Origin of the sequence: Amycolatopsis echigonensis (assembly GCF_014174495.1) — a bacterium.
Lineage (GTDB): Bacteria > Actinomycetota > Actinomycetes > Mycobacteriales > Pseudonocardiaceae > Amycolatopsis > Amycolatopsis echigonensis.
In genome coordinates this window covers 1-20,573 of record NZ_JACJHR010000007.1, presented here as the reverse complement: position 1 = coordinate 20,573, position 20,573 = coordinate 1, and the positions used below count along the sequence as shown (strand labels likewise).

The 20,573-nt window shown below is 71.0% G+C and carries 16 protein-coding genes; 7 read left to right on the top strand and 9 right to left on the bottom strand.

Annotation, left to right across the window (positions count from 1 at the left end):
- Positions 1-97: 97 nt before the first annotated feature.
- Positions 98-1,921 carry an AMP-dependent synthetase/ligase gene (locus H5411_RS06900; protein ID WP_183123280.1) on the top strand — a complete coding sequence of 608 codons (1,824 nt, stop codon included), beginning with the start codon at positions 98-100 and terminating at the stop codon, positions 1,919-1,921.
- A gap of 72 nt (positions 1,922-1,993) precedes the next feature.
- On the opposite strand, the gene H5411_RS06895 is transcribed toward H5411_RS06900, so the two are convergent.
- The 7 genes from H5411_RS06895 to H5411_RS06865 form a co-directional block, all read right to left on the bottom strand.
- Positions 1,994-2,407 carry an SgcJ/EcaC family oxidoreductase gene (locus H5411_RS06895; RefSeq protein ID WP_101438141.1) on the bottom strand — a complete coding sequence of 138 codons (414 nt, stop codon included), beginning with the start codon at positions 2,405-2,407 and terminating at the stop codon, positions 1,994-1,996.
- A 91-nt stretch (positions 2,408-2,498) separates the two neighbouring features.
- Positions 2,499-3,449 (bottom strand): sigma-70 family RNA polymerase sigma factor, encoded by a 951-nt coding sequence (locus H5411_RS06890; RefSeq protein ID WP_244194746.1) that lies wholly within the window; start codon positions 3,447-3,449, stop codon positions 2,499-2,501.
- Positions 3,450-3,564: 115 nt separating this feature from the next.
- Positions 3,565-3,861 (bottom strand): HPr family phosphocarrier protein, encoded by a 297-nt coding sequence (locus H5411_RS06885; protein ID WP_009082438.1) that lies wholly within the window; start codon positions 3,859-3,861, stop codon positions 3,565-3,567.
- Positions 3,854-5,323: a PTS fructose transporter subunit IIC gene (locus H5411_RS06880; protein WP_183123279.1), complete on the bottom strand. Its 1,470-nt coding sequence runs from the start codon at positions 5,321-5,323 to the stop codon at positions 3,854-3,856. Before H5411_RS06880 ends, H5411_RS06885 begins: the two co-directional genes overlap by 8 nt.
- A 1-nt stretch (position 5,324) precedes the next feature.
- A complete protein-coding gene (locus H5411_RS06875; protein ID WP_101438138.1) occupies positions 5,325-5,777 on the bottom strand; it encodes a PTS sugar transporter subunit IIA in 453 nt (150 codons plus the stop codon).
- Positions 5,774-6,718, bottom strand: a complete 945-nt coding sequence (pfkB, locus tag H5411_RS06870) for a 1-phosphofructokinase (protein ID WP_183123278.1) — start codon at positions 6,716-6,718, stop codon at positions 5,774-5,776. Before pfkB ends, H5411_RS06875 begins: the two co-directional genes overlap by 4 nt.
- Positions 6,715-7,476: a DeoR/GlpR family DNA-binding transcription regulator gene (locus H5411_RS06865; RefSeq protein WP_101438136.1), complete on the bottom strand. Its 762-nt coding sequence runs from the start codon at positions 7,474-7,476 to the stop codon at positions 6,715-6,717. The genes pfkB and H5411_RS06865 overlap by 4 nt, the downstream gene beginning before the upstream one ends.
- Before the next feature lie 103 nt (positions 7,477-7,579).
- On the opposite strand from H5411_RS06865, the gene H5411_RS06860 reads away from it, so the two are divergent.
- On the top strand, positions 7,580-9,154 hold the full coding sequence (locus tag H5411_RS06860; protein WP_183123277.1) for a phosphoenolpyruvate--protein phosphotransferase: 1,575 nt from the start codon (positions 7,580-7,582) through the stop codon (positions 9,152-9,154).
- A 6-nt stretch (positions 9,155-9,160) separates the two neighbouring features.
- Here the strand turns inward: H5411_RS06860 and H5411_RS06855 are convergent, their stop codons facing one another.
- Positions 9,161-10,057, bottom strand: a complete 897-nt coding sequence (locus H5411_RS06855; RefSeq protein ID WP_101441116.1) for an SDR family NAD(P)-dependent oxidoreductase — start codon at positions 10,055-10,057, stop codon at positions 9,161-9,163.
- Between the two features lie 352 nt (positions 10,058-10,409).
- On the opposite strand from H5411_RS06855, the gene H5411_RS06850 reads away from it, so the two are divergent.
- The 5 genes from H5411_RS06850 (at position 10,410) to H5411_RS49250 (ending at position 18,749) form a co-directional block, all read left to right on the top strand.
- Positions 10,410-11,618: an MFS transporter gene (locus tag H5411_RS06850; RefSeq protein WP_183123276.1), complete on the top strand. Its 1,209-nt coding sequence runs from the start codon at positions 10,410-10,412 to the stop codon at positions 11,616-11,618.
- 464 nt (positions 11,619-12,082) lie between these two features.
- Positions 12,083-13,447 carry a GGDEF domain-containing protein gene (locus H5411_RS06845; protein ID WP_101438133.1) on the top strand — a complete coding sequence of 455 codons (1,365 nt, stop codon included), beginning with the start codon at positions 12,083-12,085 and terminating at the stop codon, positions 13,445-13,447.
- 553 nt (positions 13,448-14,000) lie between these two features.
- A complete protein-coding gene (locus H5411_RS06840) occupies positions 14,001-16,181 on the top strand; it encodes a phospholipase A2 (RefSeq protein ID WP_183123275.1) in 2,181 nt (726 codons plus the stop codon).
- A 164-nt stretch (positions 16,182-16,345) separates the two neighbouring features.
- On the top strand, positions 16,346-18,034 hold the full coding sequence (locus H5411_RS06835) for an LCP family protein (RefSeq protein WP_376772101.1): 1,689 nt from the start codon (positions 16,346-16,348) through the stop codon (positions 18,032-18,034).
- A 124-nt stretch (positions 18,035-18,158) separates the two neighbouring features.
- Entirely contained in the window at positions 18,159-18,749 is a 591-nt protein-coding gene (locus tag H5411_RS49250) for a helix-turn-helix domain-containing protein (protein ID WP_101438130.1), read from the top strand.
- Positions 18,750-19,046: 297 nt separating this feature from the next.
- On the opposite strand, the gene H5411_RS06825 is transcribed toward H5411_RS49250, so the two are convergent.
- A complete protein-coding gene (locus H5411_RS06825) occupies positions 19,047-20,507 on the bottom strand; it encodes a flavin-containing monooxygenase (RefSeq protein WP_183123274.1) in 1,461 nt (486 codons plus the stop codon).
- Positions 20,508-20,573: the final 66 nt, after the last annotated feature.

Sequence of the window (20,573 nt, the reverse complement as noted above, 5' to 3'; positions counted from 1 at the left end):
CGTCTTATCGAGCGCCGAGGCTGGCCGGGATTCTCTATCGGACCCCGCGCCGACGACCTAGAGTGACCTCACCAGGCACCACCGGAGGAGGTCAGCGTTGACCCAGTCGATCGCCGAACAGACCGAGGGCAAGACGATCCCGCTGCTGCTGCGGCGCAACGCCGAGGAGTACGGCGACCGGCCCGCGCTCACTTCGCTCGACCTCGAAGGCCGTCCGACGCTCACCTGGAGCGAGTTCCGGACCGCGATCGCCGAAGTGTCCCGCGGACTCGCCGGGCTCGGCCTCGCCGCGGGCGACCGGATGCTGATCATGGCCCCGAGTTCGCCGGACCACCTCGTCGCGGACCTCGCCGCGGTGCATCTGGCGGCCATCCCGTGCACGGCCTACGCGACGCTCAGCCCGGAGCAGATCCGCTATGTCGCCCGGCACAGCGCCGCCCCGGTCGTCGTCCTCGCCGGCGCCGACGAGCTGTCCCGCTGGCTGCCGGTACTGGACGACCTGCCCGCGCTGCGCCGCGTGGTGGTGATCGACGAATCCGCGATCCCGGACGGCGACGACCGGTTCGTCGCGTACTCCGCGGTGCGCGAGGCCGGCCGCGAAGCACTCGCCGCCGACCCCGAGGCGTTCGACCGGGCGTGGCAGGCGATCCGCCCGGACGACCCGCTCGCGATGATCTACACGTCCGGCACCACCGGCGACCCCAAGGGCGTCGTGCTCTCCCACCGCAACGCGATCCACGAGGGCATCGCCGTGCACACGCTGCACAAGGCCCCGATGCACCCGACGAACATCGCGTACCTGCCGCTGGCGCACATCGCCGAACGCGAGCTGTCGATCTACCTGCCGATCGTCGCGGCGGGCCACGTGCACACCGTCGGCGATCCGTCCGGCGTGGTCGCGGCGCTCGGCCAGGTGCATCCGCAGAGCTTCTTCGGCGTGCCGCGGGTGTGGGAAAAGATGGTGGCGGGCTTGAAGAACATGCTCGCCGGCGTACCCGAGGACCGGCGCGAAGCGCTCATCTCGGCGAACGAACTCCTGCAGGAGGGCTACAAACTCCGCAGCGCCGGCAAGGAGGTCCCGGCCGATCTCGCCGAGCGCATCGCGAAGACCGACGAGACCGTGCTCGCGCCGGTGCGCGGGATGCTCGGGCTCGACCAGCTGCACATCGCCTCCAGCGGTGCGGCCGCGTTGCCGCTGGAAGTGCTGTACTTCCTCGCCGGGCTGGGCGTCGAGATCCGCGAGGTCTGGGGCCTGTCGGAGACCACCGGCGCGGCGACCGCCAACAGCGCCGAAGCGTTCCGCGCGGGCACCGTCGGCCGTCCGATCAACGGCGTCGAGGTGAAGACCGGCGAGGACGGCGAACTGCTCGTCCGCGGTCCGATCGTGTTCCTCGGCTACCTGCAGCCGGACGGCACGATCGAACCGGCCACCGACGCCGAGGGCTGGTTCGCCACCGGCGACATCGGCACGATCGACGACGACGGGTACGTCACGATCACCGACCGCAAGAAGGAACTGATCATCACCTCGAGCGGCAAGAACATCGCGCCGACCCGGATCGAGGGGTTGCTGAAGGAACACCCGCTGATCGGCCAGGCGGTCGCGATCGGCGACGCGCGGCCGTACGTGACGGCGTTGATCGTGCTGGACGACGAAATCGCCCCCGGCTGGGCGAAGGCGAAGGGCATCGAGACGGCGGACATCGAAACGCTGGCCCAGCACGAGGCGGTGCGCGCGGAGATCGACCGGGCCGTCGAGTCAGCCAACAGCAGGCTCGCGCGAGCCGAGCAGATCAAGCGCTACCGCCTGATCACCACCGCCTGGACTCCCGAAACCGGCGAGCTGACCCCGACGCTCAAGCTCAAGCGCCGGGTGATCAACGACCGCTACCAGCCGGACATCGCCTCGCTCTACGCCTGAGTGCCGCGACCGCCAGGCCGTCCCCGTCGCGAAGACTCCGCGAGGAACGGCCTGGCAGCCGCGGTACCGGAACTACTGCCCGGGGGCCAGGACCGGGCTGTTGTGGTAGGCGGCGATCAGCCACCGGGCGTCGCGCTTCTCGAAGACCCAGGTGGCGTTCACCTTGCGGTGGTCGTCGGTGATCTCGGTTTCGCCGGGGAACAGGATGGCCGATTCGCTGACGACGATCGCGGCGTCCTTGCCGAGGAAGCGGATGCTGAGCTGCTTGTTGTACGTGGAGCTGCCCTTGAGCGGGCCGGCGAAGCCCTGGGCCATGCTGTCGCGGATCATCTCGCGGCTGTCGCGGAACGAGCCGGTCATGATGGCGGTCGCGTCGGCGGTGTAATCGGCGACCATGCCGTCGGCGTCGCCCGCCTCCCACGCTTGGTAGGAGTCGGCCAGCACGGCCTGGATCGCGGCCTCGTCCTCGACACGGGTGTTCGACATCGGGTTCTCCCTCGCGCTCGGCTCGCCCGGGGTGTTCCGGTGAGCTCGCCGGTACATACCGGCGGGGCGGGCCGAACTCATCGCGGGATCGTCAGGAAATCGCGGAGGGCAGTCCGAAGGCCTCGAAGATCTCCGGATCCTGGAACACCGAGTTCCGGCTGATGCCCTCGGCGGTGACGGTGAGGATCTGGAGCGTGTGCAGCCGGTACCCGTCGCCGGCGCGCTGGTAGGCGGCGAATCCGGGCTGGCCGCCGTTGGCGGTGGTCTCCCGCAGCAGCCAGTCCTTCCCGGCGACGTCGAACACCCAGTCCATGAACAGGCCGTAGTTCCCGCGTCCGGTGAACCAGTTGAGCATCGGCGGCATCTCCATGAGGACGTCCTCGGTGATCAGCCGTTTGAGGGCCTCGACGTCGGCGAGCTCGAAGGCCTTCAGGTAACGCTCGACCCAGACGCGCTGCTCGGCCGCGGACGGCTCGGCCGGTTCCTGCCGGACGCCGGTTTCCTTCAGCCGGGCCCGCGCCCGCTGGAGGGAACTGTTCACCGACGCGACGGTGGCGTCGAGAATCTCCGCCGTCTCCGACGCCGAGAAGCTGAGCACGTCACGCAGGATCAGCGCACCGCGCTGCCGCGCTGACAGGTGCTGCAGGGCGGAGGCGAACGCCAGCCGCAGGCTGCTGCGGCCGATGACGGTGGCGGCCGGGTCGCCCAGCAGCGAGTCCGGCACGGGCTGGAGCCAGGCGTGCTCACCCGGGACGAGCGGCGCGAGCGGATCCGACTCGGCCACCAGTCCCGACGGCAGCGCCCGGCCGCCGCGAGACTTCAGCGCGGTCAGGCAGGCGTTCGTCGCGATCCGGTACAGCCAGGTCCGCACGGAACCGCGCTTCTCGTCGTAGCTCTCCCGGGCCCGCCATGCCCGCAGGCACGTCTCCTGGACCACGTCCTCCGCGTCGTGCACCGACCCGAGCATCCGGTAGCAGTACGCGAAGAGCTCGGTCCGGAACTGCTCGATCTGACGGCCGAAGCCCTCTTCCCCAAAAATCACGCCACGCCCCTTCGCCGCCGCGACCATTATGGACAGGCAGATCGCCTTCCGGTGCGGTATCCGCGAAGTGCCGGTGCCAGGAAGATCCCGGCACCGGCACTGCGCACGCGAGGGGTCAGGCGTCGAGGTCCTTGGCGATCAGCTCGACCAGCACGTCGACCGATTCCCGGGCCTGGTCGCCGTCCGCGCTGAGCTCGACCTCGTCGCCGTGCGCGGCGCCGAGCGTCATGAGGCTGAGCACGCTGCCGGCGTCGACCGGGTCACCGGCCGCGCCGCCGGAAACCTTGGCGATGCGGACCTTCGCGGGCTGAGCGGCGGCGGCCTGGGCGACCAGCCCGGCCGGTCGGGCGTGCAGCCCGACACTGCTGGCGACGACGATGCGACGTTGGTACACGAGGGCCTCCTCAGGCATTGACCGGGTGGGCGGACACAGCGGCGGCCGAGTCCGAGGAACGGAACCGCAGCTGCTTGAGCAGGACCACCGAAGCGGCGGCGACCAGCGTCCCGGCCACCAGCGCGACCAGGAACAGCAGCGGGTTGCCGATCAGCGGCACCACGAAGATCCCGCCGTGCGGCGCGCGCAGCGTCGCGCCGAAAGCCATCGACAGCGCTCCGGTGACGGCCGAGCCGACCATGATCGACGGGATCACCCGGAACGGATCCGCCGCGGCGAACGGGATCGCGCCCTCGGTGATGAACGAGGCGCCGAGCAGCCACGCGGCCCGGCCGTTCTCGCGCTCAGCGGCGGTGAACAGCTTCTTCCGCACGGTGGAGGCGAGCGCGAGGGCGAGCGGCGGCACCATTCCGGCCGCCATCACCGCGGCCATGATCTGCAGCGAGCCGACGCTGCCGGTGGTCAGGCCGCCGACGGCGAACGCGTACGCGGCCTTGTTGACCGGACCGCCCATGTCGAACGCCATCATCAGGCCGAGCAGCGCGCCCAGCAGCACCGCGCTGGTGCCGCTCAGGCTGTTCAGCCAGTGGGTGAGGCCGGTCGTGGCGATCGCGATCGGCTTGCCGACCACGACGTACATCAGCACGCCGACCACCACGGTCCCGAGCAGCGGATAGACGACCACCGGCATGATGCCGCGCATCGCCTTCGGCACGCGGATCTTCTTGAGTCCCAGCACCACGCCGCCGGCGAACAACCCGGCCACCAGACCGCCGAGGAAGCCGGCGCCGACGGCGACCGCGATCGCCCCGCCGACGAAGCCCGGTGCGATCGCGGGCCGGTCGGCCATCGCGAACGCGATGAACCCGGCCAGCACCGGCACCAGGAACTTGAACGCGACACTGCCGATCTGGTACATCAGCGCGGCCCAGCCGGCGAGCGAACCGGCGTCGAAATGCTCGGTGACGCTGGGCGCGTCGGCGATCTTGTACCCGCCGAGCGCGAAGCTCACCGCGATCAGCAAACCGCCCGCGGCGACGAACGGGATGAGGTAGCTGACGCCGGTCATCAGCCACTGCCGGATCCGGGAGCCGAGCCGGTCGTGCTCGCCGACCTTGGTGGTCAGCTCCGGTCCCGCCGCGGCGGCGGAGGCGGCGGGCTCGGCGGCGGGCGGTTCCGCGGCGGCCGCTTTCGCCCGCTCGAACAGCCCGGCCGCGTCGTTGATCGCGGCCTTCACCGGGGCTTCGACGATCGGCTTGCCGGCGAACCGCTCGCGGCCCTGCACGGCGAGGTCCGCGGCGAAGATGACCGCGTCGGCGTCCGCGATGTCCGCGGCGGACAACGGTTCGGACCCGGCGGAGCCCTGCGTCTCGACCACGATCGTGTCGCCGTTGGCCTTCGCGGTCTGCTCCAGCGATTCGGCGGCCATGTACGTGTGCGCGATGCCGGTGGGGCACGCGGTGATGGCGACGAACTTCATGTCAGCACACCTCTTCGCGGATGTAGGTCGCGACCGCTGCGGGATCAGAGGCGTCCAGCAGGGTCTGCTTGAATTCCGCGCGAACGAGCCGGCGGGCCAGCGCGGCGAGCACCTTCAGGTGCGCGGAGTCCGCGCCGTCCGGCGCGGCGATCAGGAAAATCAGCTTCGCCGGGCCGTCCGGCGCGCCGAAGTCGATGCCCTCGGCGCTGCGGCCGAAGGCGAGCGTCGGCGCGGTGACGGCGGCCGAACGGCAATGCGGGATGCCGATGCCGCCCTCCAGCCCGGTGGCCATCTGCTCCTCGCGGGCGGCGACGTCCTTGAGGAACAGCTCGAGGTCGGTCACCCGCCCGGCGGACACGAGCCGTCCGGCGAGCGCGCGGACCGCGGCGTTCTTGTCCGCGGCGGCGAGCTCGAGGTCGACCAGGTCGGCGGTGATCAGGTCTGATGTGGTCATGCTGCGGCTCCGCTGAGGGTGAGGGTGGGATCGGCGGCGAGCAGGCGCACCTGGTCCGGGTGCACGTCCTGCGGGGCGGGCATGCGGCTGCCCTCCTGCGCGACCGCGGCAGTGCCGTAGGCGACCGCGACGCGCAGGGCTTGGGGGCCGGTTCCTCCCGCGTGGAGGAATCCGGCGAGTGCGGCGTCTCCGGCGCCGACGGTGCTGCGCACGGCGACCAGCGGGCCGAGCGCGTGGCAAGTCTCAGTGCCGTCGACCAGCACGGCACCGCGTGCGCCGAGGCTGACCAGCACCGCGCCGACGCCGTCGGCGACCAGGCCGTGGCACACCTCGACCACGTCCCCGAGCCGGGACAGCGGGCGGCCGGCCAGTTCGGCCAGTTCGTCGAGGTTCGGTTTGATCAGGTCGGGACCGCCGGCGAGCGCGGCGGCCAGCGGCGCCCCGGAGGAGTCGACGGCGACCTTCGTCCCGGCGTCGCGGGCGAGTTTGCCGAGCTGGGCGTAGAAATCGTCCGGCACTCCGGCCGGAAGGCTGCCGCAGCACACGACCCATTCGGCGCGTACGGCGAGCTCGACGGTCCGCTGCTGCAGGACAGCGAGCTCGGCCGGGGAGATCTCCGGACCGGGTTCGTTGATCTTGGTGGTCGTGCCGTCGGCCTCGACCAGGGTGATGTTGCTGCGGGTGGTGCCGGCGATTGGCACCGCGACCACGGGGACGCCCTCCGGCGCGAGCAGGTCGGCCAGCCGCTCGCCGACCGGGCCTCCGGCCGGGAGCAGCGCGACCGTCGGCGACCCGGCGGCGGCCAGCGCGCGGGAAACGTTGACGCCCTTGCCGCCGGGATCGAGGCGGACCCGGGAGGCGCGCAGCACCTCGCCGCGCCGCAGCTCGCTGAGCTGCGCAGTGCGGTCCAGGCTCGGGTTGGGCGTGACGGTGACGATCATGCGAGCACCACCTCGGGGCCGGCCTCTTCCAGTTCGGCGACCGCGCCCGCGTCGATCCCGCCGTCGGTGATCAGCACGTCGATCTCCGACAGCCGGGCGAACCGGCTGAGCTGGTCGGCTCCGTACTTGCTGTGGTCGGCGAGCAGGACGCGGCGGCGAGCGGCCGCGACGAGGGCGGCTTTCACCGCGGCCTCCTCGAGATCCGGCGTCGTGCAGCCGTGTTCGGCGGAAAACCCGTTCGCCCCCAGGAAAGCGACGTCGGCGAGCAGTCCGTCGAGCGCGTGCAGCGACGCGGAGCCGACCGTGGCGAGCGTCGTCCCGCGCACCCGGCCGCCCAGGATCTGCAGCGTGATTCCCGGGCGGGTGGCCAGGATCGACGCGATCGAGATGGAGTTCGTGATGACGGTCAGCTCGCGGTCGGCCGGAAGCAGCGTCGCCAGGCGGCTGGTCGTCGTGCCCGCGTCCAGCAGCACCGAACCGCGATCGGGGACCTGGTCGAGCGCGGCGCGGGCGATCGCGTCCTTCTCCGCGGCGTTCGTCTGGTCGCGCTGGGCGACCTCGGGCTCGAAGTCGAGCCGGTCCACCGCGACCGCGCCGCCGTAGACCCGGCGGACGACGCCCTGGCGTTCGAGAACGCCCAGGTCGCGGCGGATGGTCTCGGGCGCGACGCCCAGTTCGGCGGCGAGGTCGCCCACGTCGACCCGTCCGTCGCGGCGTGCCCGCTGTGCGAGGAGCTGATGCCGTTCGGCGGCGTACATGCCCGTTCCCCTCCGCTGTTTGCCCGTTGTCATTTGATTGTGCCCGTTGTTACCGTACTGTCAATCCCCAGTTACAAGATCCTTTGCTCCCGGAGGTCTCGCCATGTCGTTGTCCGGAGTCGGAGTCAGCCCCGGCCGGGCCGAGGGCCCACGCGTCGTCGTAGCCACTGACCTGCGGAAACCCGAGGACCAGCCGGTGCCCGCGGATCTGGCCGAGGAGGCGGGCCGGATCGCGCCCGCCGCCGCCCGGGTCGCTGCCCGGTTGTCCGATCGTGCCCGTTCTGTGTCCGGTGATGCCCGGTCGGTCGTGGAGACGACCGCGGCGATGGCGGCGGACCCGGCGCTGCTCGCGTCGGCCGAACAGTTCGTCCGGGAGCAGTCCCTGCCCGCGCCGCGCGCGGTCTGGGAAGCGGCCGCGAAGTTCATGGCAGCGCTCGAAGCGGCCGGCGGTTACCTGGCCGAGCGCGCCCGCGACGTCGCCGACGTGCGGGACCGGATCGTCGCGGACCTGCTCGGCGTGGCCCCGCCGGGCGTGCCCGAACTGACGTCGCCGAGCGTGCTCGTGGCGCGCGACCTCGCCCCGGCCGACACCGCCGGTCTCGACCCGGAGCTGGTTCTCGCCCTGGTGACCGAAGAGGGCGGACCGACCAGCCACACCGCGATTCTCGCGCGGGCACTGGGAATTCCGGCCGTGGTCGCGTGCTCCGGAGTGCTCGCCGTGGAGAGCCCGGGCCTCGCGGTGGACGGTGCCGCCGGAACGGTTTCGCCGTCCGACGGGAGCGTGCGAGCCGCGAGCCGCAAGCCGCGCGCGGAATGGGACGGCGTCGGCGCGCTGGCCGACGGACACCCGGTGAAGCTGCTCGCGAACGTCGGCTCCGCGGCGGACGCCCGCGCCGCGGCCGACGCGGGCGCGGAGGGAATCGGCTTGTTCCGTACGGAATTCTGCTACCTCAGCGCGGCGGAAGAGCCGTCCGTGGACGCACAGCGCGCGGCCTACGCGGCAGTGCTGGCGCCGTTCGCCGGGAAGCCGGTGATCGTCCGGACGCTCGACGCCGGGTCGGACAAACCGCTGGCCTTCCTGGACATGGGCGACGAACCGAATCCGGCGCTGGGCGTGCGCGGCGTCCGCGTCGCGTTCGACCGGCCGGAGCTGCTGGACCGGCAGCTGACCGCGATCGCCGGGGCCGCCGCCGACACCGGGGCCGAACTTTCCGTGATGGCGCCGATGATCGCGACCGCCGCCGAGGCACGCTGGTTCGCCGAACGCGCGCGGGCCGCGGGGATCGCCCGGGCCGGCGTGATGATCGAGGTCCCGGCGGCGGCGTTGTGCGCCAGGGAAATCCTCGCCGAGGTCGACTTCGTCTCGCTGGGCACTAACGATCTGGCGCAGTACGTCTTCGCCGCCGACCGGCAGCTCGGCGCGGTCGCCGCGCTCAACGACCCGAGCCAGACCGCGTTGCTGCGGCTGGTCGGAATGGTCGCCGAGGCCGGGGCCGCCGCCGGGAAGCCGGTCGGCGTGTGCGGGGAAGCGGCCGCCGACCCGGGGCTGGCCCCGGTGCTGACCGGGCTCGGGGTGACCAGTCTGTCGATGAACTCCGCCGCGCTCGCCTCCGTCGGCGCGACGCTGCGCTCGGTCGACCTGCCCGGCTGCCGCGAAGCCGCCGCCAAAGCGTCCTGACCCGGGTCAGGACGCCCGCATCGAGTTCTCCGTCCACTTGCGCAGCCGCGGCGGCACGCGCTTCTCCAGTCCGTAGTTCTCCAGGTGGGCGGAGAACACCTCGTCGAACGCCTCCTGCACCGTCTCGGTGTCCCAGTCCGGCCGTTCGAGGATCGGCTGCTTCAGATACGGCTGCCCCATCACGTGCAGCTGCGGGCCGTTGCACCGGATCATCTGCCCGGTGATGCCGTGCGACCCCTCGCCGAGCAGGAACAGCACCACCGGCGCGATCTTCGCCGGCGTGCGCTCCGGCGGGCAGGCCCGCAGCGCACGCTCGGATTTCCACACCATCCGGGTGTGCGCCACCGGGCACACCGCGTTCACGCGGATCCCGGAGTCCTCGAGGTCCAGCGCCCACGAATAGGTCAGCGACGCGACCGCGCCCTTGCTCGCCGAGTAGACCCCGAGCTTGCGCTGCCCGAGCGAGGCTCCCGAGGAGATGTTCACGATCGACCCGCCGCCGCCCGCGCCGACCATCGCCCGGATCGCGGCCAGCCCGGTGTACATCACGCCGAGCACGTTGACCTCGACCAGCTGGCGGGCCTGTTCCGCGTCGTCCTCCCACGGCAGCGCCTCGTAGTTCAGCCCCGCGTTGTTGACCAGGCCGTCGATCCGGCCGAACTCGGCGACGCACTGGTCGACGATCGCCTGCGCCTGCGCCGGGTCGGCCACGCTGTGCCCGTTCGCGACCGCCCGCCCGCCGTGGCCGCGGATGGTCGCCGCGGTGCGCTCCGCCAGGTCCGCGTCCACGTCGTTGACCACCACCGCCCCGCCCGCTCGCGCGACGTGCACGGCGAACGCCTCCCCGAGCCCACGCCCGGCCCCGGTCACGACCACGGCCTTGTCCTGCAGCAACCTGTCCACGCTCACTCCCCGCTGGTGCGCCCGGCGAGAGGACGACCGCTCCGCCGGGTCTCTCCCAGTGTTGGACCGTTCGGCCCAGTCGCACCGGACGATGGCGACGAACGGTGGTCGCGCTGCGCCGAACGAGGAAAGCTGATCAGTGCCACGGATACCCCGCGGCAGGTCACTCCGAACGCCTCCGCGTTCCGGCCACCGGATTCTTCCCGGCTGTTCACCCTGGTGTGATCGGCGGCATACTGAGGGTGCATGCCCTGGCCGGAGCGGTGACACTCCTGGCCAGGAGCGAATCAGGCGAAGGCAGAATGCGGGGCACCCGCATTCACTCGATCGGGGAGGGGGCAGTGGTCATCTCGTGACGACCGAAGCGACCTCTCGGCTTACGGCGCCGCTGCGGAATGTCGAATATCGCGTGCTCTGGGCGGCGGAGGCCGTCTCGAGCGCCGGGGACCAGCTGGCGAAGGTGGCGTTGTCCATCCTCGTCTACCACCGCACCGGCTCCGCGCTTTGGGCTGCGGTCGTCTACGCGCTGACGTTCCTGCCCGCGCTCGCCGGCGGGCTCGGGCTGTCCTTCCTCGCCGACCGCTACCCGCGCCGTGCCGTGCTGAGCGCGAGCGCCGCGGCGCAGGCGGTGCTGGTCGGCTTGATGAGCCTGCCCGGCATGCCGCTGGCCGCGCTGTGCTTGCTGCTCGTCGCGGTGCAGCTGGCCGCGTCACCGGCGAACGCGGCGCAGAACGCGATCACCCGCGAGGTGTTCACCGACGACCATCTGTACCTGCGCAGCCAGGACCTGCGCGGGATCACCACCAACACGGTGCAACTGCTCGGACTGGCCGGCGGCGGCCTGCTGGTGACGGCCGTGGGCACGTCGTGGGCGCTGGCGATCGACGCGGTGAGCTTCGCGGTGGCCTCGGTGATCGTGCGGGTGTGGGTGCGCGACCGGCCCGCCGCCGGAGGCGAGCACAGCACCTGGTTCTCCGCGACGCGCTGGGTGTTCGGGCAGCGCAAACTGCGCGTGCTGATCGCGTTGTCGTGGCTCGTCGGGCTGGCCGTGGTGCCCGAAGGACTGGCCGCGCCGCTGGCCCAGCAGCTGAACGCGCCGTCCGCGGCGGTCGGCTGGCTGCTCGCCGCCGACCCGCTCGGCTTCGTCGCCGGGGCCTATCTGCTGTCGAAATTCGCGTCCGCCGCGGTCCGGCAGCGGCTGCTCGGCGTGCTCGCGACGACGTCGCTGGCCTTGCTCGCGCTGTTCCTGCTGCAGCCGAACCTGGTGGTCGCGCTGGTGCTGCTCGCGCTCGCCGGTGCGATGGGCGCCTACATCATCACCGTGACCGCGACGTTCTCCACCTGGGTGCCGAACGAACTGCGCGGCGGAGCCGGCGGGCTGTACCGCACGGGGCTGCGCGTCGCGCAGGGCATCGGGGTGGCTCTCGGCGGGGTGGTCGCACAGGCGACCGGATCCGCGGTCACCGCCATCGCGCTGGCCGGGCTGGCCGGCGTGGCGCTGGCGATCCCCACCGCGTTCTCGTGGACCCGGGTGCGGCACGCGGTCGCGGCCGGGGCCTGAATCGTGGATTGCCGGAGGGAACTGTGGCCGGGGTCAAGGCACCGGCCGAATGGGTCCGGGTACGCCGGACGGGAAGTCGGTTCACGCTTCACGGTCACGCACGGAACACACCTCCGTTCGCATTGTCACGAATCTGCTGTGGATCGGTCACGGAACTCACGCCTCACGGTCACGCACAGCTGCCCACCTCCGCTCGCTGACAATTCATCGGAAAATGACAACAGCTCGATTCACGCTTCGCGGTCGCGCACGGGAAAACACCTCACTCGGGGGGACGGCGGGGACGCTCCTCCGCAATTTACTTCATGGATGCAGCAGTTGTCGCGGAAGGCGTCTCCGGGTTCGGAGACTCGACCGAATACAGCGTTCGAAGTCGGTGAGTGAGATGATACCGGCAACTGATAACGACGCAGAACCGGGAACCTTCCGGGAACCGCATCCGACACCGGAGGAGGCACGGCCCGATGCCCGGAACCGAACCGGCGCGCGGTGAGGACCGCCGCCCCGGGGAGGAACCGCCCGCCGCGACGGGCTTCGCGGGACGGCTGCGCGCACTGATCGCCGCGAACCCCGTTTCGTCCTGGGATCTCTGGACGAAACCGCGCCGGATGGTGGCGTTCCTGCTCGCCTGGGACGCGATCGCGGTGGCGCTGCTGACCTTCGGCGTGATCGCGTCGCCGAGCCCGGATCTCGTGGACTGGGGCCGGTTCGCGATCCTCGCCGGCTGCGCGACGGTGCACATCCAGCTCACCCGGCGGCAGGAGGAACGGCGGCGCAACCGGGTCACCGCCGTCCACATCGACCTGACCGGCATCTGGGTGTTCCCGGCCGCGCTGCTGCTGCCGATCCCGCTGACGCTGCTGCTGATCGCGCTGCTGCGCGTCCAGCGGTGGTTCAACTCCCGGCGACCGCCGCACAAGTTCGTGTTCACCTCGTTCACGCATGCGGTGTCGGCATTGCTGGCGCACTACCTGTACCAGACTTTCGCGTCCGCCGAACTGGCCCGGCTTTCGCCCGCGAACTCGTTGCAGGTCTTCGGGATCCTGATGCTCGTCGGCTTCAGCTACGCGGCGCTGCAGGCGATCGTGATCGGCGGCCTGCTCGCCCTCGGCGGCACGTCCGCGCCCACGCTGCGCAACGTGCTGGGCACCAAGGACGACAACCTGCTGGAGCTGTCGACGATCAGCCTCGGCACCATCGCGACGATCCTTCTCGTGAACATCCCGCCGGCGATCGTGATCCTCGTGCTGATCACGGTGCTCGGCAACCGGCTGGCGGAAATCAACCAACTGCAGTCCGAAGCGCGCACCGATCCGAAGACCGGGATCTTCAACGTGCGCGGGTGGTCGGAGTCCGCGGAGCGCGCGCTGGCGCGGGCCGCGCGCGGCGGGGAAACCCTGGCGCTGCTGATGATCGACCTCGATCACTTCAAGTGGATCAACGACACCTACGGCCACCCGGCGGGCGACGACGTGCTCCGCACGGTGGCGCAAACTCTCGACGAGATAACCCGCCCCAAGGACATCATCGGGCGCTTCGGCGGCGAGGAGTTCCTCATCCTGCTGCCCGATGTGGACAGCACGGCGGCGAAGGTGACCTCGGAACGGATCCGTACCGCAATCGCCGATCAGCGCATCGTGACGACCGACAAACGCGGCGGTTCCGCATTGATCACCGGCCGCACCGCGTCGATCGGCGTCGCATTGCTCGCGGTGAACGGAACAACACTGGAACAGTTGCTGCAAGCCGCCGACGCGGCCGTCTACACCGCGAAGGAAGGCGGCCGGAACCAGGTGCGCTTCGCGGACGCGAATCTGCCGTCCGAGTGATCCACAATTCCGATCACCGGCACTGTTTGCGATTAATCGCGAAACCGATTCAGCAACTGTCCGCTACGGCCTCCGCCCGTTCCGCCGCCGGATTGAGCCGCCGGGTTAATTGTCGGAGGGACCGCTAACCGCGGCAGTCGGTTTTTCGGGGCCGGATCGGAACCGCCGGGATTGGCGGACCCGGATGGCCGAGGACCGGAAATCGGATCGCCCTCCCCCGGACTCGCCTCCGGGCTCCCCGCCCCTTTGCTGTGCCCCGCCGAGACCGCCCCGCTGCCGCATGGCGGTGCGCGGGGTTCTCCCCGCCCGACTGGCCCGGACGCGCGTCGCCGAAGTCCGGCGGCCCCGTCTCGTCTCGAGTGCTGCATCGCGAACCGGACGCACTCCGCACCGCCGCGAGAAACTCTCGTCGAGCGCGGCGCATGCACCCACCGTGGCGTTGGGCGTGCCCTGCGCAACCCATCCCGCCTGGGGCCACCCGGGGGTTACCCCCACGCGGGTGAGGGGGACAGCCGCCTCCCGCGGCGCGCGCCGGGCTGGCACCCTGGTGCGCATGCCAGCCACCGACGACCGTGCCCCGGCCGCCGTTCGCGTTCGCCGACCCCTGTCGACGTCCGGGTGGCTGCTGCTCGTCCTGCTCGTGGTGTTCGGGTTCGGCCTGATCGCCTCGCGGCCCGCGTCTCCGCCCGACCAGGGCCCGCCGACCGGCGGCGTGCTCGCGGCGCAGAACGCGGTCGACGCGCTCGCCCATCCCGGCGGGGAAGCCACCGCGCTGGCGCTCCTGCCGAAGGACTTCACCGCGGTCACCGGCGTGAAGCCCGGCGCGCTGCCCGCCCGCGACGGCACCGTCCGCGCGGCGCACCTCGACGGCGGCTGCTCCGCCCCGTGGGGCGACGACAACACGAAGTGGGACTTCTCCGTCCCGTGCAAGGCGCACGATCTCGGCTACGACCTGCTCCGCTACGCCAACGACAAGGGCCATCCGCTCGGCCAGTCCGCCCGGGCCGCTCTCGACGACCGGCTCGAGAAGGACATGCACCGCACCTGCGAGCTGAACCCGATGAACTCCGAGCGCACCTGCCAGCTCGTCGCGTCGGTGTTCACCAGCGGACTGGTGGTCAACTCGTGGCATCAGCGCTGGGGCCCGCCGGTCGGCGACCCGATCGGCCCGATAGTCGCGGGCGTGCTCGTGATCGGCTGCCTGCTCGTGATGCGCCTGCGCGGGTGGCACACCGCCCGCCGCACGACCCCGCGTCCGCGCCTGCCCCGCGGCGTCCCTCGGCCGTGGGCGGTGCTCGGCGTCGCCGGGGCCGTGCTGCTGACGGTCGGCGAATCGGCGACCGCGCTGGCCGACTGGGCGGGCCTGCCGGAAAGCACCTGGTGGCCGCTGACCTGGCTTGCCCAGCTCACCCCGCTGCTCTTCTTCGCGGGCGGGCTCGCCAACGCGGCGGGCTGGCGGGCCGAACGCGACCGCGGCTACCGGCATTACGTCGCCGAACGGTCCAGTCCGCTGCTGCGCCCGGCGCTGATCTTCGCGGTGGTCGCCCTGATCGTGCCGCTGGCGCTGGAGCTGCTGGGCATTCCGGCCGGAACCAACGCCACCGTCATGCGGATCGCGCTGCACCCGCTGTGGCTGCTTGGCGTCTATCTGCTGACCGTCGTCGGCGCGCCGATGCTGCTCGCGCTCTACCGTCGTACGCGGCTGTGGTCGGTCGCGGCGCTCACTGCCATCGTCGTAGCCGGAGAGCTCGCCGCGAGCTGGACGGACGTCTCCTGGCCGCGCTATGCAGCCACGCTCGCCCTAGCGCTCCTCGCGCAACAGGTGGCGTTCGCGTACTCGGAGGGCGTCCGGCTTCGCCGCTCGGTGCTCGCTATCGCCGCCGTAAGCGGTGTCGCGGCCCTCGCGGTCGCAGTGTTCGCCTTCGACGCTTCGCCTGTACTGCTCGGCAACCCAGGCGCGCCTGCTGCGCTGTCCGCGAGGCCGTGGACCGTGCTGTTGCTGGGCGTGTCGCAGCTTGGCCTCATCGGACTCCTCGCGACACCGTTGCGTCGCTGGGCCGCACGTGACCGGGTGACCCGCACCGCCGCGCTCGTGCTGCGCGCCCCGATGAGCCTCTACCTGGCGTTCCTCGCCGCGATGCTGCTGCTCGTCGCCGTGGTCTATCTGCCCGGACCGATCGCGAACGGCCTGAGCTGGCTGCTGCGGCCCCGCATGCTCGCCGCGGTCGCGCTGCTGCTCGTGCCCGCGGCGCTGGTGTTCTGGTGGTTCGAACGACACCCGGGCAAACCCGGCAAACCCCGCATCGAGACACCTGTCGTCCCGCTTCCGAACACCCCGACCGGCCGTCGTTCGGTACTGCTCACTCGCGCAGCCGCCACGCTGGGCATCGGGTACGCGACGCTCGGCGTGTTCGGTCTCGCGCTGGCCCGGTTCGGCGCCGAAGCCGCGGATGCCGACGTGCTCGGCCTTCGCCTCGACCCGGTCCAGAGCCTCGTGCACCTGCTCCTCGGCGTCCTGCTGCTGCACGCCGTCCGGACGGGCGCAGCGGCGACCTCGGCCGCGACGTGGTTCGCCGCCGCGCTGACCTGCGTGCCGTCGCTCGTGGCCGCCGCCGGCGGCGAGACCCACGGACCGGCGGTCGTCTTCCTGCACCTCCTCACCGCAGCATTCGCGCTGGTCGGAGTGGGCTCGTGCATGGTGCCGACGAGACGGGCGGCCACCGCGACACCCTGATCCGGCGACACGCATACCGCCGGCCGGGCGAAAATGGTTCGGATACCGGACCATGGGTGGTGCGCGCCACACCGCACGGGGGAGGTGCGAATCCGTCGCAACCCCCGCCCGGCACGATGCGTCTCCAGAAGCGGACGACCAGAACGACACGAAGGAGCCGGCCCGTGGACTACCCGCCTCGGAACGGGCAAGGCGATCGCCGCCCCGCCCGCTCGTGGCAGGACCAGCCCGGCAGGGGACCGGCGCGGCGGCCCGGGCCACCGCCCCGCTCGCGACGCGAACCGCCGTCCGCGGGTCCGTCCCGTCGTCCCGGACCGCCCCCGCGCCGTCCTGGCGGGCGGTCCCGCCGCGGCGGCGGGCTGCGCGGCGCGAAGATCGCTCTCACGGTGGTGTCGCTGCTGGTCATGGGGCTCACCGGATACGCGTGGGCCTCGCTGCAGGGGCTGGTCAACGGGCTGAACTACTCCGACGTGATCGGCGACGGCGGAGGCGGCGACAAACCCGCCGACGGCGCCCGCGACATCCTTCTGGTCGGCCTCGACAGCCGCACCGACATGCAGGGCAATCCGCTGTCCCCGGAAGTGCTCGCCCAGCTGCGCGCGGGCGAATCGGACGGCGAGCTGAACACCGACACGCTGATCCTGGTGCACATCCCGAACGACGGCAGCAAGGCCGTCGCGATGTCGCTGCCGCGCGATTCGTACGTGGACATCCCCGGGTACGGCAAGCACAAGATCAACTCGGCGTACGCGAGGGCGATGCTGCAGGCGCGCAAGGACCTGCAGGCCCAGGGCGTCACCGATCCGAAGGAACTCGACGTCAAGTCGAACCAGGCCGGGGCGAAGCTGCTGATCGCGACGGTCCAGGAGCTGACCGGGTCCACGATCGACAACTACGCGGCGATCAACCTGCTCGGCTTCAGCGACATCACGAAGGCCGTCGGCGGCGTGGACGTCTGCCTGAAGGACAACGTCGACGACGAGTACTCCGGCGCGAAGTTCACCAAGGGCCAGCACACTATCTCCGGCGTCGAGGCGCTGGAGTTCGTCCGGCAGCGGCACGGGCTGCCGCGCGGCGACCTCGACCGGGTGGTGCGCCAGCAGGTGTTCATGGCCGGCATGGCGCGCAAGGTGCTGTCCGCGGGAACGCTGACCGACCCGTCCAAGCTCAACTCGCTGATCGACGCGATCAAGAAGTCCGTGGTGCTGAACCAGAACTGGGACATCTTCAACTTCGCCCAGCAGATGAAGGGCCTCACCGGCGGGCAGCTGGAGTTCCGCACCATCCCGGTCGACAACGTCGAGTACCACACGCCCACCGACGGCGTCGCGATCAAGGTCGACCCGGCGAAGGTGAAGGCGTTCGTGCAGGGCCTCTCCGGCCCGCAGACCGGATCCGACGGCGCCCCGGCGCAGCAACCGCAGCCGAAGCCGAACGAGTCGCACAAGGACACGACGGTCGACGTGCGCAACGCCTCGGACCGCACCGGTCTCGCGGCGACCGTGTCCAAGCAGCTGGTGGACAAGGGTTTCACCGCGGGTGACACGGACAACGCGTCCTCGCGCAAGACGACTGTGATCTGGGTCCCCAACGGCGGCGAAGCGGCCGGGCAAGCGGTCGCCGACGCGCTCGGCACGAAAGCGACGGTGCAGGAAGACAAGAGCGTGCCCAAGGGCCACGTGAAGGTGTTCCTGGGGTCGGACTACCAGCCGTCCGCGGCCGGCGCGTCGAGCGGAACCGGTGCGGCGCAAGCCCCTTCTGCGCAGCAGGAGTCCTCTCCCCCGCCCACGCCCTCGGGCCCGGGAAGCGACGACCAGCCGATCACCGCTGACGGAGTGCCCTGCGTCAACTGACGCGTTGCTCCATTCGGGGCAAGCCGAGAATTTTCCCGAAACCCGCGTAATGAGCGGCCGCCTCGGCACTTTCACCATCGGGACGCAAGCCCGCGTCCGCGAAGTTGGTTGAGGGGCAGGGGCCGTGATCGACGCTGAGCACTACCAGCGGGTGCTGGGAGACGAGCTGCGCAAGCTCAGGCGTGGCCGGGGGTGGACGCGCAAAGAGCTGAACGCGCATCTGCAGAGCGAAATCTCGCTGCAGACACTGGCGACGTACGAACTGGGCACCCGGCAGTGTTCCGTGGTGCGCCTGGTCGAACTGTGCATGGCGATGGACGAGCTTCCGCAGGATCTGCTGGCGAAGGTGCACAGCCGGGTCTTCACCGAGGAACCGGGCCGGGTCCGCGTGGACCTGCGCCGGGTCGTCGAGGAGGCCGGTCCGGAACTGACTCCGCTGCGGCGCTGGGCCGAAGGCAGATTGCGGCAGAGCGGAGTCGCGTTGCCGGGGTCGTCCGTCCGCTCGGGCGCCGCCTCCCGGCCGCCCGCTTCCGTATCCGGATCTTCAGGCACGCCAAGCACTTCCGCTCCCGCGACTTCGGGCCAGCCCGCTTCGTCGAGCACTTCGTCCGACGAAGTGTCGTTCGACTTCGCCGCGCTGGAGCGCATGGCCGAACTGTGCGGCCTTCCCACCGCCGAGCTGGTTTCGCACCTGCGCAAGCTCGCGCCCGCCTGACCACAGACCACGAGGGGGACCCTCGCGACTCCTCCCCTGCCGCGAAAGTCCCCCTCGTACTGCTCAGGTTTCTTTCCGCTCGACGACAACGCCGCCCACGTCCGGCCCGCGTCCACTGTGGAGCGCCCGCTCCCTGCTGAACGCTGCCCGCCGGGCCCCTCGGACTACGAGAGGAGGCCTCCCCTGCCGCGAAGGCCTCCCCTCGTACCCCCGTGGTCCACTGTGGACTGCCACGGAGACCACGAGGGGGACCTTCGCGGCTCCATCCCCCGCCGCGAGAGTCCCCCTCGTGCCGGCTCACCCGAGCAGTTCGTAGTCCTCCCGCCGCACCGTCCGGGTGTCCAGCCAGTACCGCCAGGTGAAGCCCGGCCAGATCGTCCGGTTGACGCCCTTCGCGTCGAGATACCAGCTCTTGCAGCCGCCCTGGGTCCAGATGCCCTTCTCGAGTTTGTGCTGGACCTCGGCGTTGAACCGCTCCTGCACGTCCTCGCGCGGCTCCAGCGCCCGGTCGCCCGCGAGCCGCAGCGCCTTCGCGATGTAGGAAATCTGCGCCTCGATCATGAAGACCACCGAGTTGTGGCCCAGCCCGGTGTTCGGCCCGAGGAGGAAGAACAGGTTCGGGAAGCCGTTGACGGTGATCCCGAGATGCGTCCGCATCCCCTCGGTCGCCCACTCTTTCGCGAGGTTCCGCCCGTCGCGGCCCACGATCTCCAGGCTGTCGAACGCGTCGGTCACGTGGAACCCGGTGCCGTAGACGATCGCGTCCACCTCGTGCTCGACGCCGGCCTGGTCGACGACGCTGTGCTCGCGCACCTCGGCGACGCCGTCGGTGACCACGTCGACGTTGTCGCGGGCCAGCGCCGGGTAGTAGTCGTTCGAGATGAGCACGCGTTTGCAGCCCATGGTGTAGTCCGGGGTCAGCTTGGCGCGCAGCTCCGGATCTTTCACCGCGCGGTCGATGTTGCTCTTCGCGAGCCGCTGCCCGATCTTCATGATCCACGGCTGGCCGTTGAAGCCGATCGCGCGCGCTTCCAGTGCCCAGTAAAGGAAATCCCGGTACAGCCGCTGCACCGGCGGCACCGCGCGGAACAGCCCGCGCAGCCAGCCCGGCATGTCGCGGTCGGCCTTCGGCATCACCCACGGCGGCGTGCGCTGGAACAGCGTCAGCTCGGCCACCTCGGGCGCGATCTTCGGCACGAACTGGATCGCGCTGGCCCCGGTGCCGACCACGGCGACGCGCTTGCCGGCGAAGTCGAAGTCGTGGTCCCACTCGGCGGAGTGGAACGCGCGGCCCTGGAACCGCTCGATGCCGGGCAGGTCGGGGATCATCGGCCGGTGCAGCGCGCCGACGCCCGCGACCAGCGCCGGAGCCACGAACTCGTCGCCGCCGCGGGTGCTGACGTGCCAGCGGTTCTCCTCGGCGTCCCAGCGCGCGCCGGTCATCTCCTGGCCGAAGCGGATGAAGCGGCGCAGGTCGTACTTGTCGGCGACCCCGCGCATGTACTCGTAGATCTCCGGCTGCGGCGAGTACGCGCGCGACCAGCCGGGGTTCTGCTCGAAGGAGAACGAGTACATGTGCGACGGGATGTCGCACGCGCAACCGGGGTAGCTGTTGTCGCGCCAGGTCCCGCCGACGTCGTGCGCCTTCTCGAGCACCACGAAGTCGTCGCGGCCGTCCTTGCGCAGCTGAATCGCCATGCCGAGCCCGGAGAACCCGGTGCCGACCACGATCACGCCGGTCTCGGTGCGGTTGCCCATGCGTCCTCCCGTTAACTGTTACCCGAAGTCCAGCTTACCCGGAGTAGGTTACTGGCGGTAGAGTGT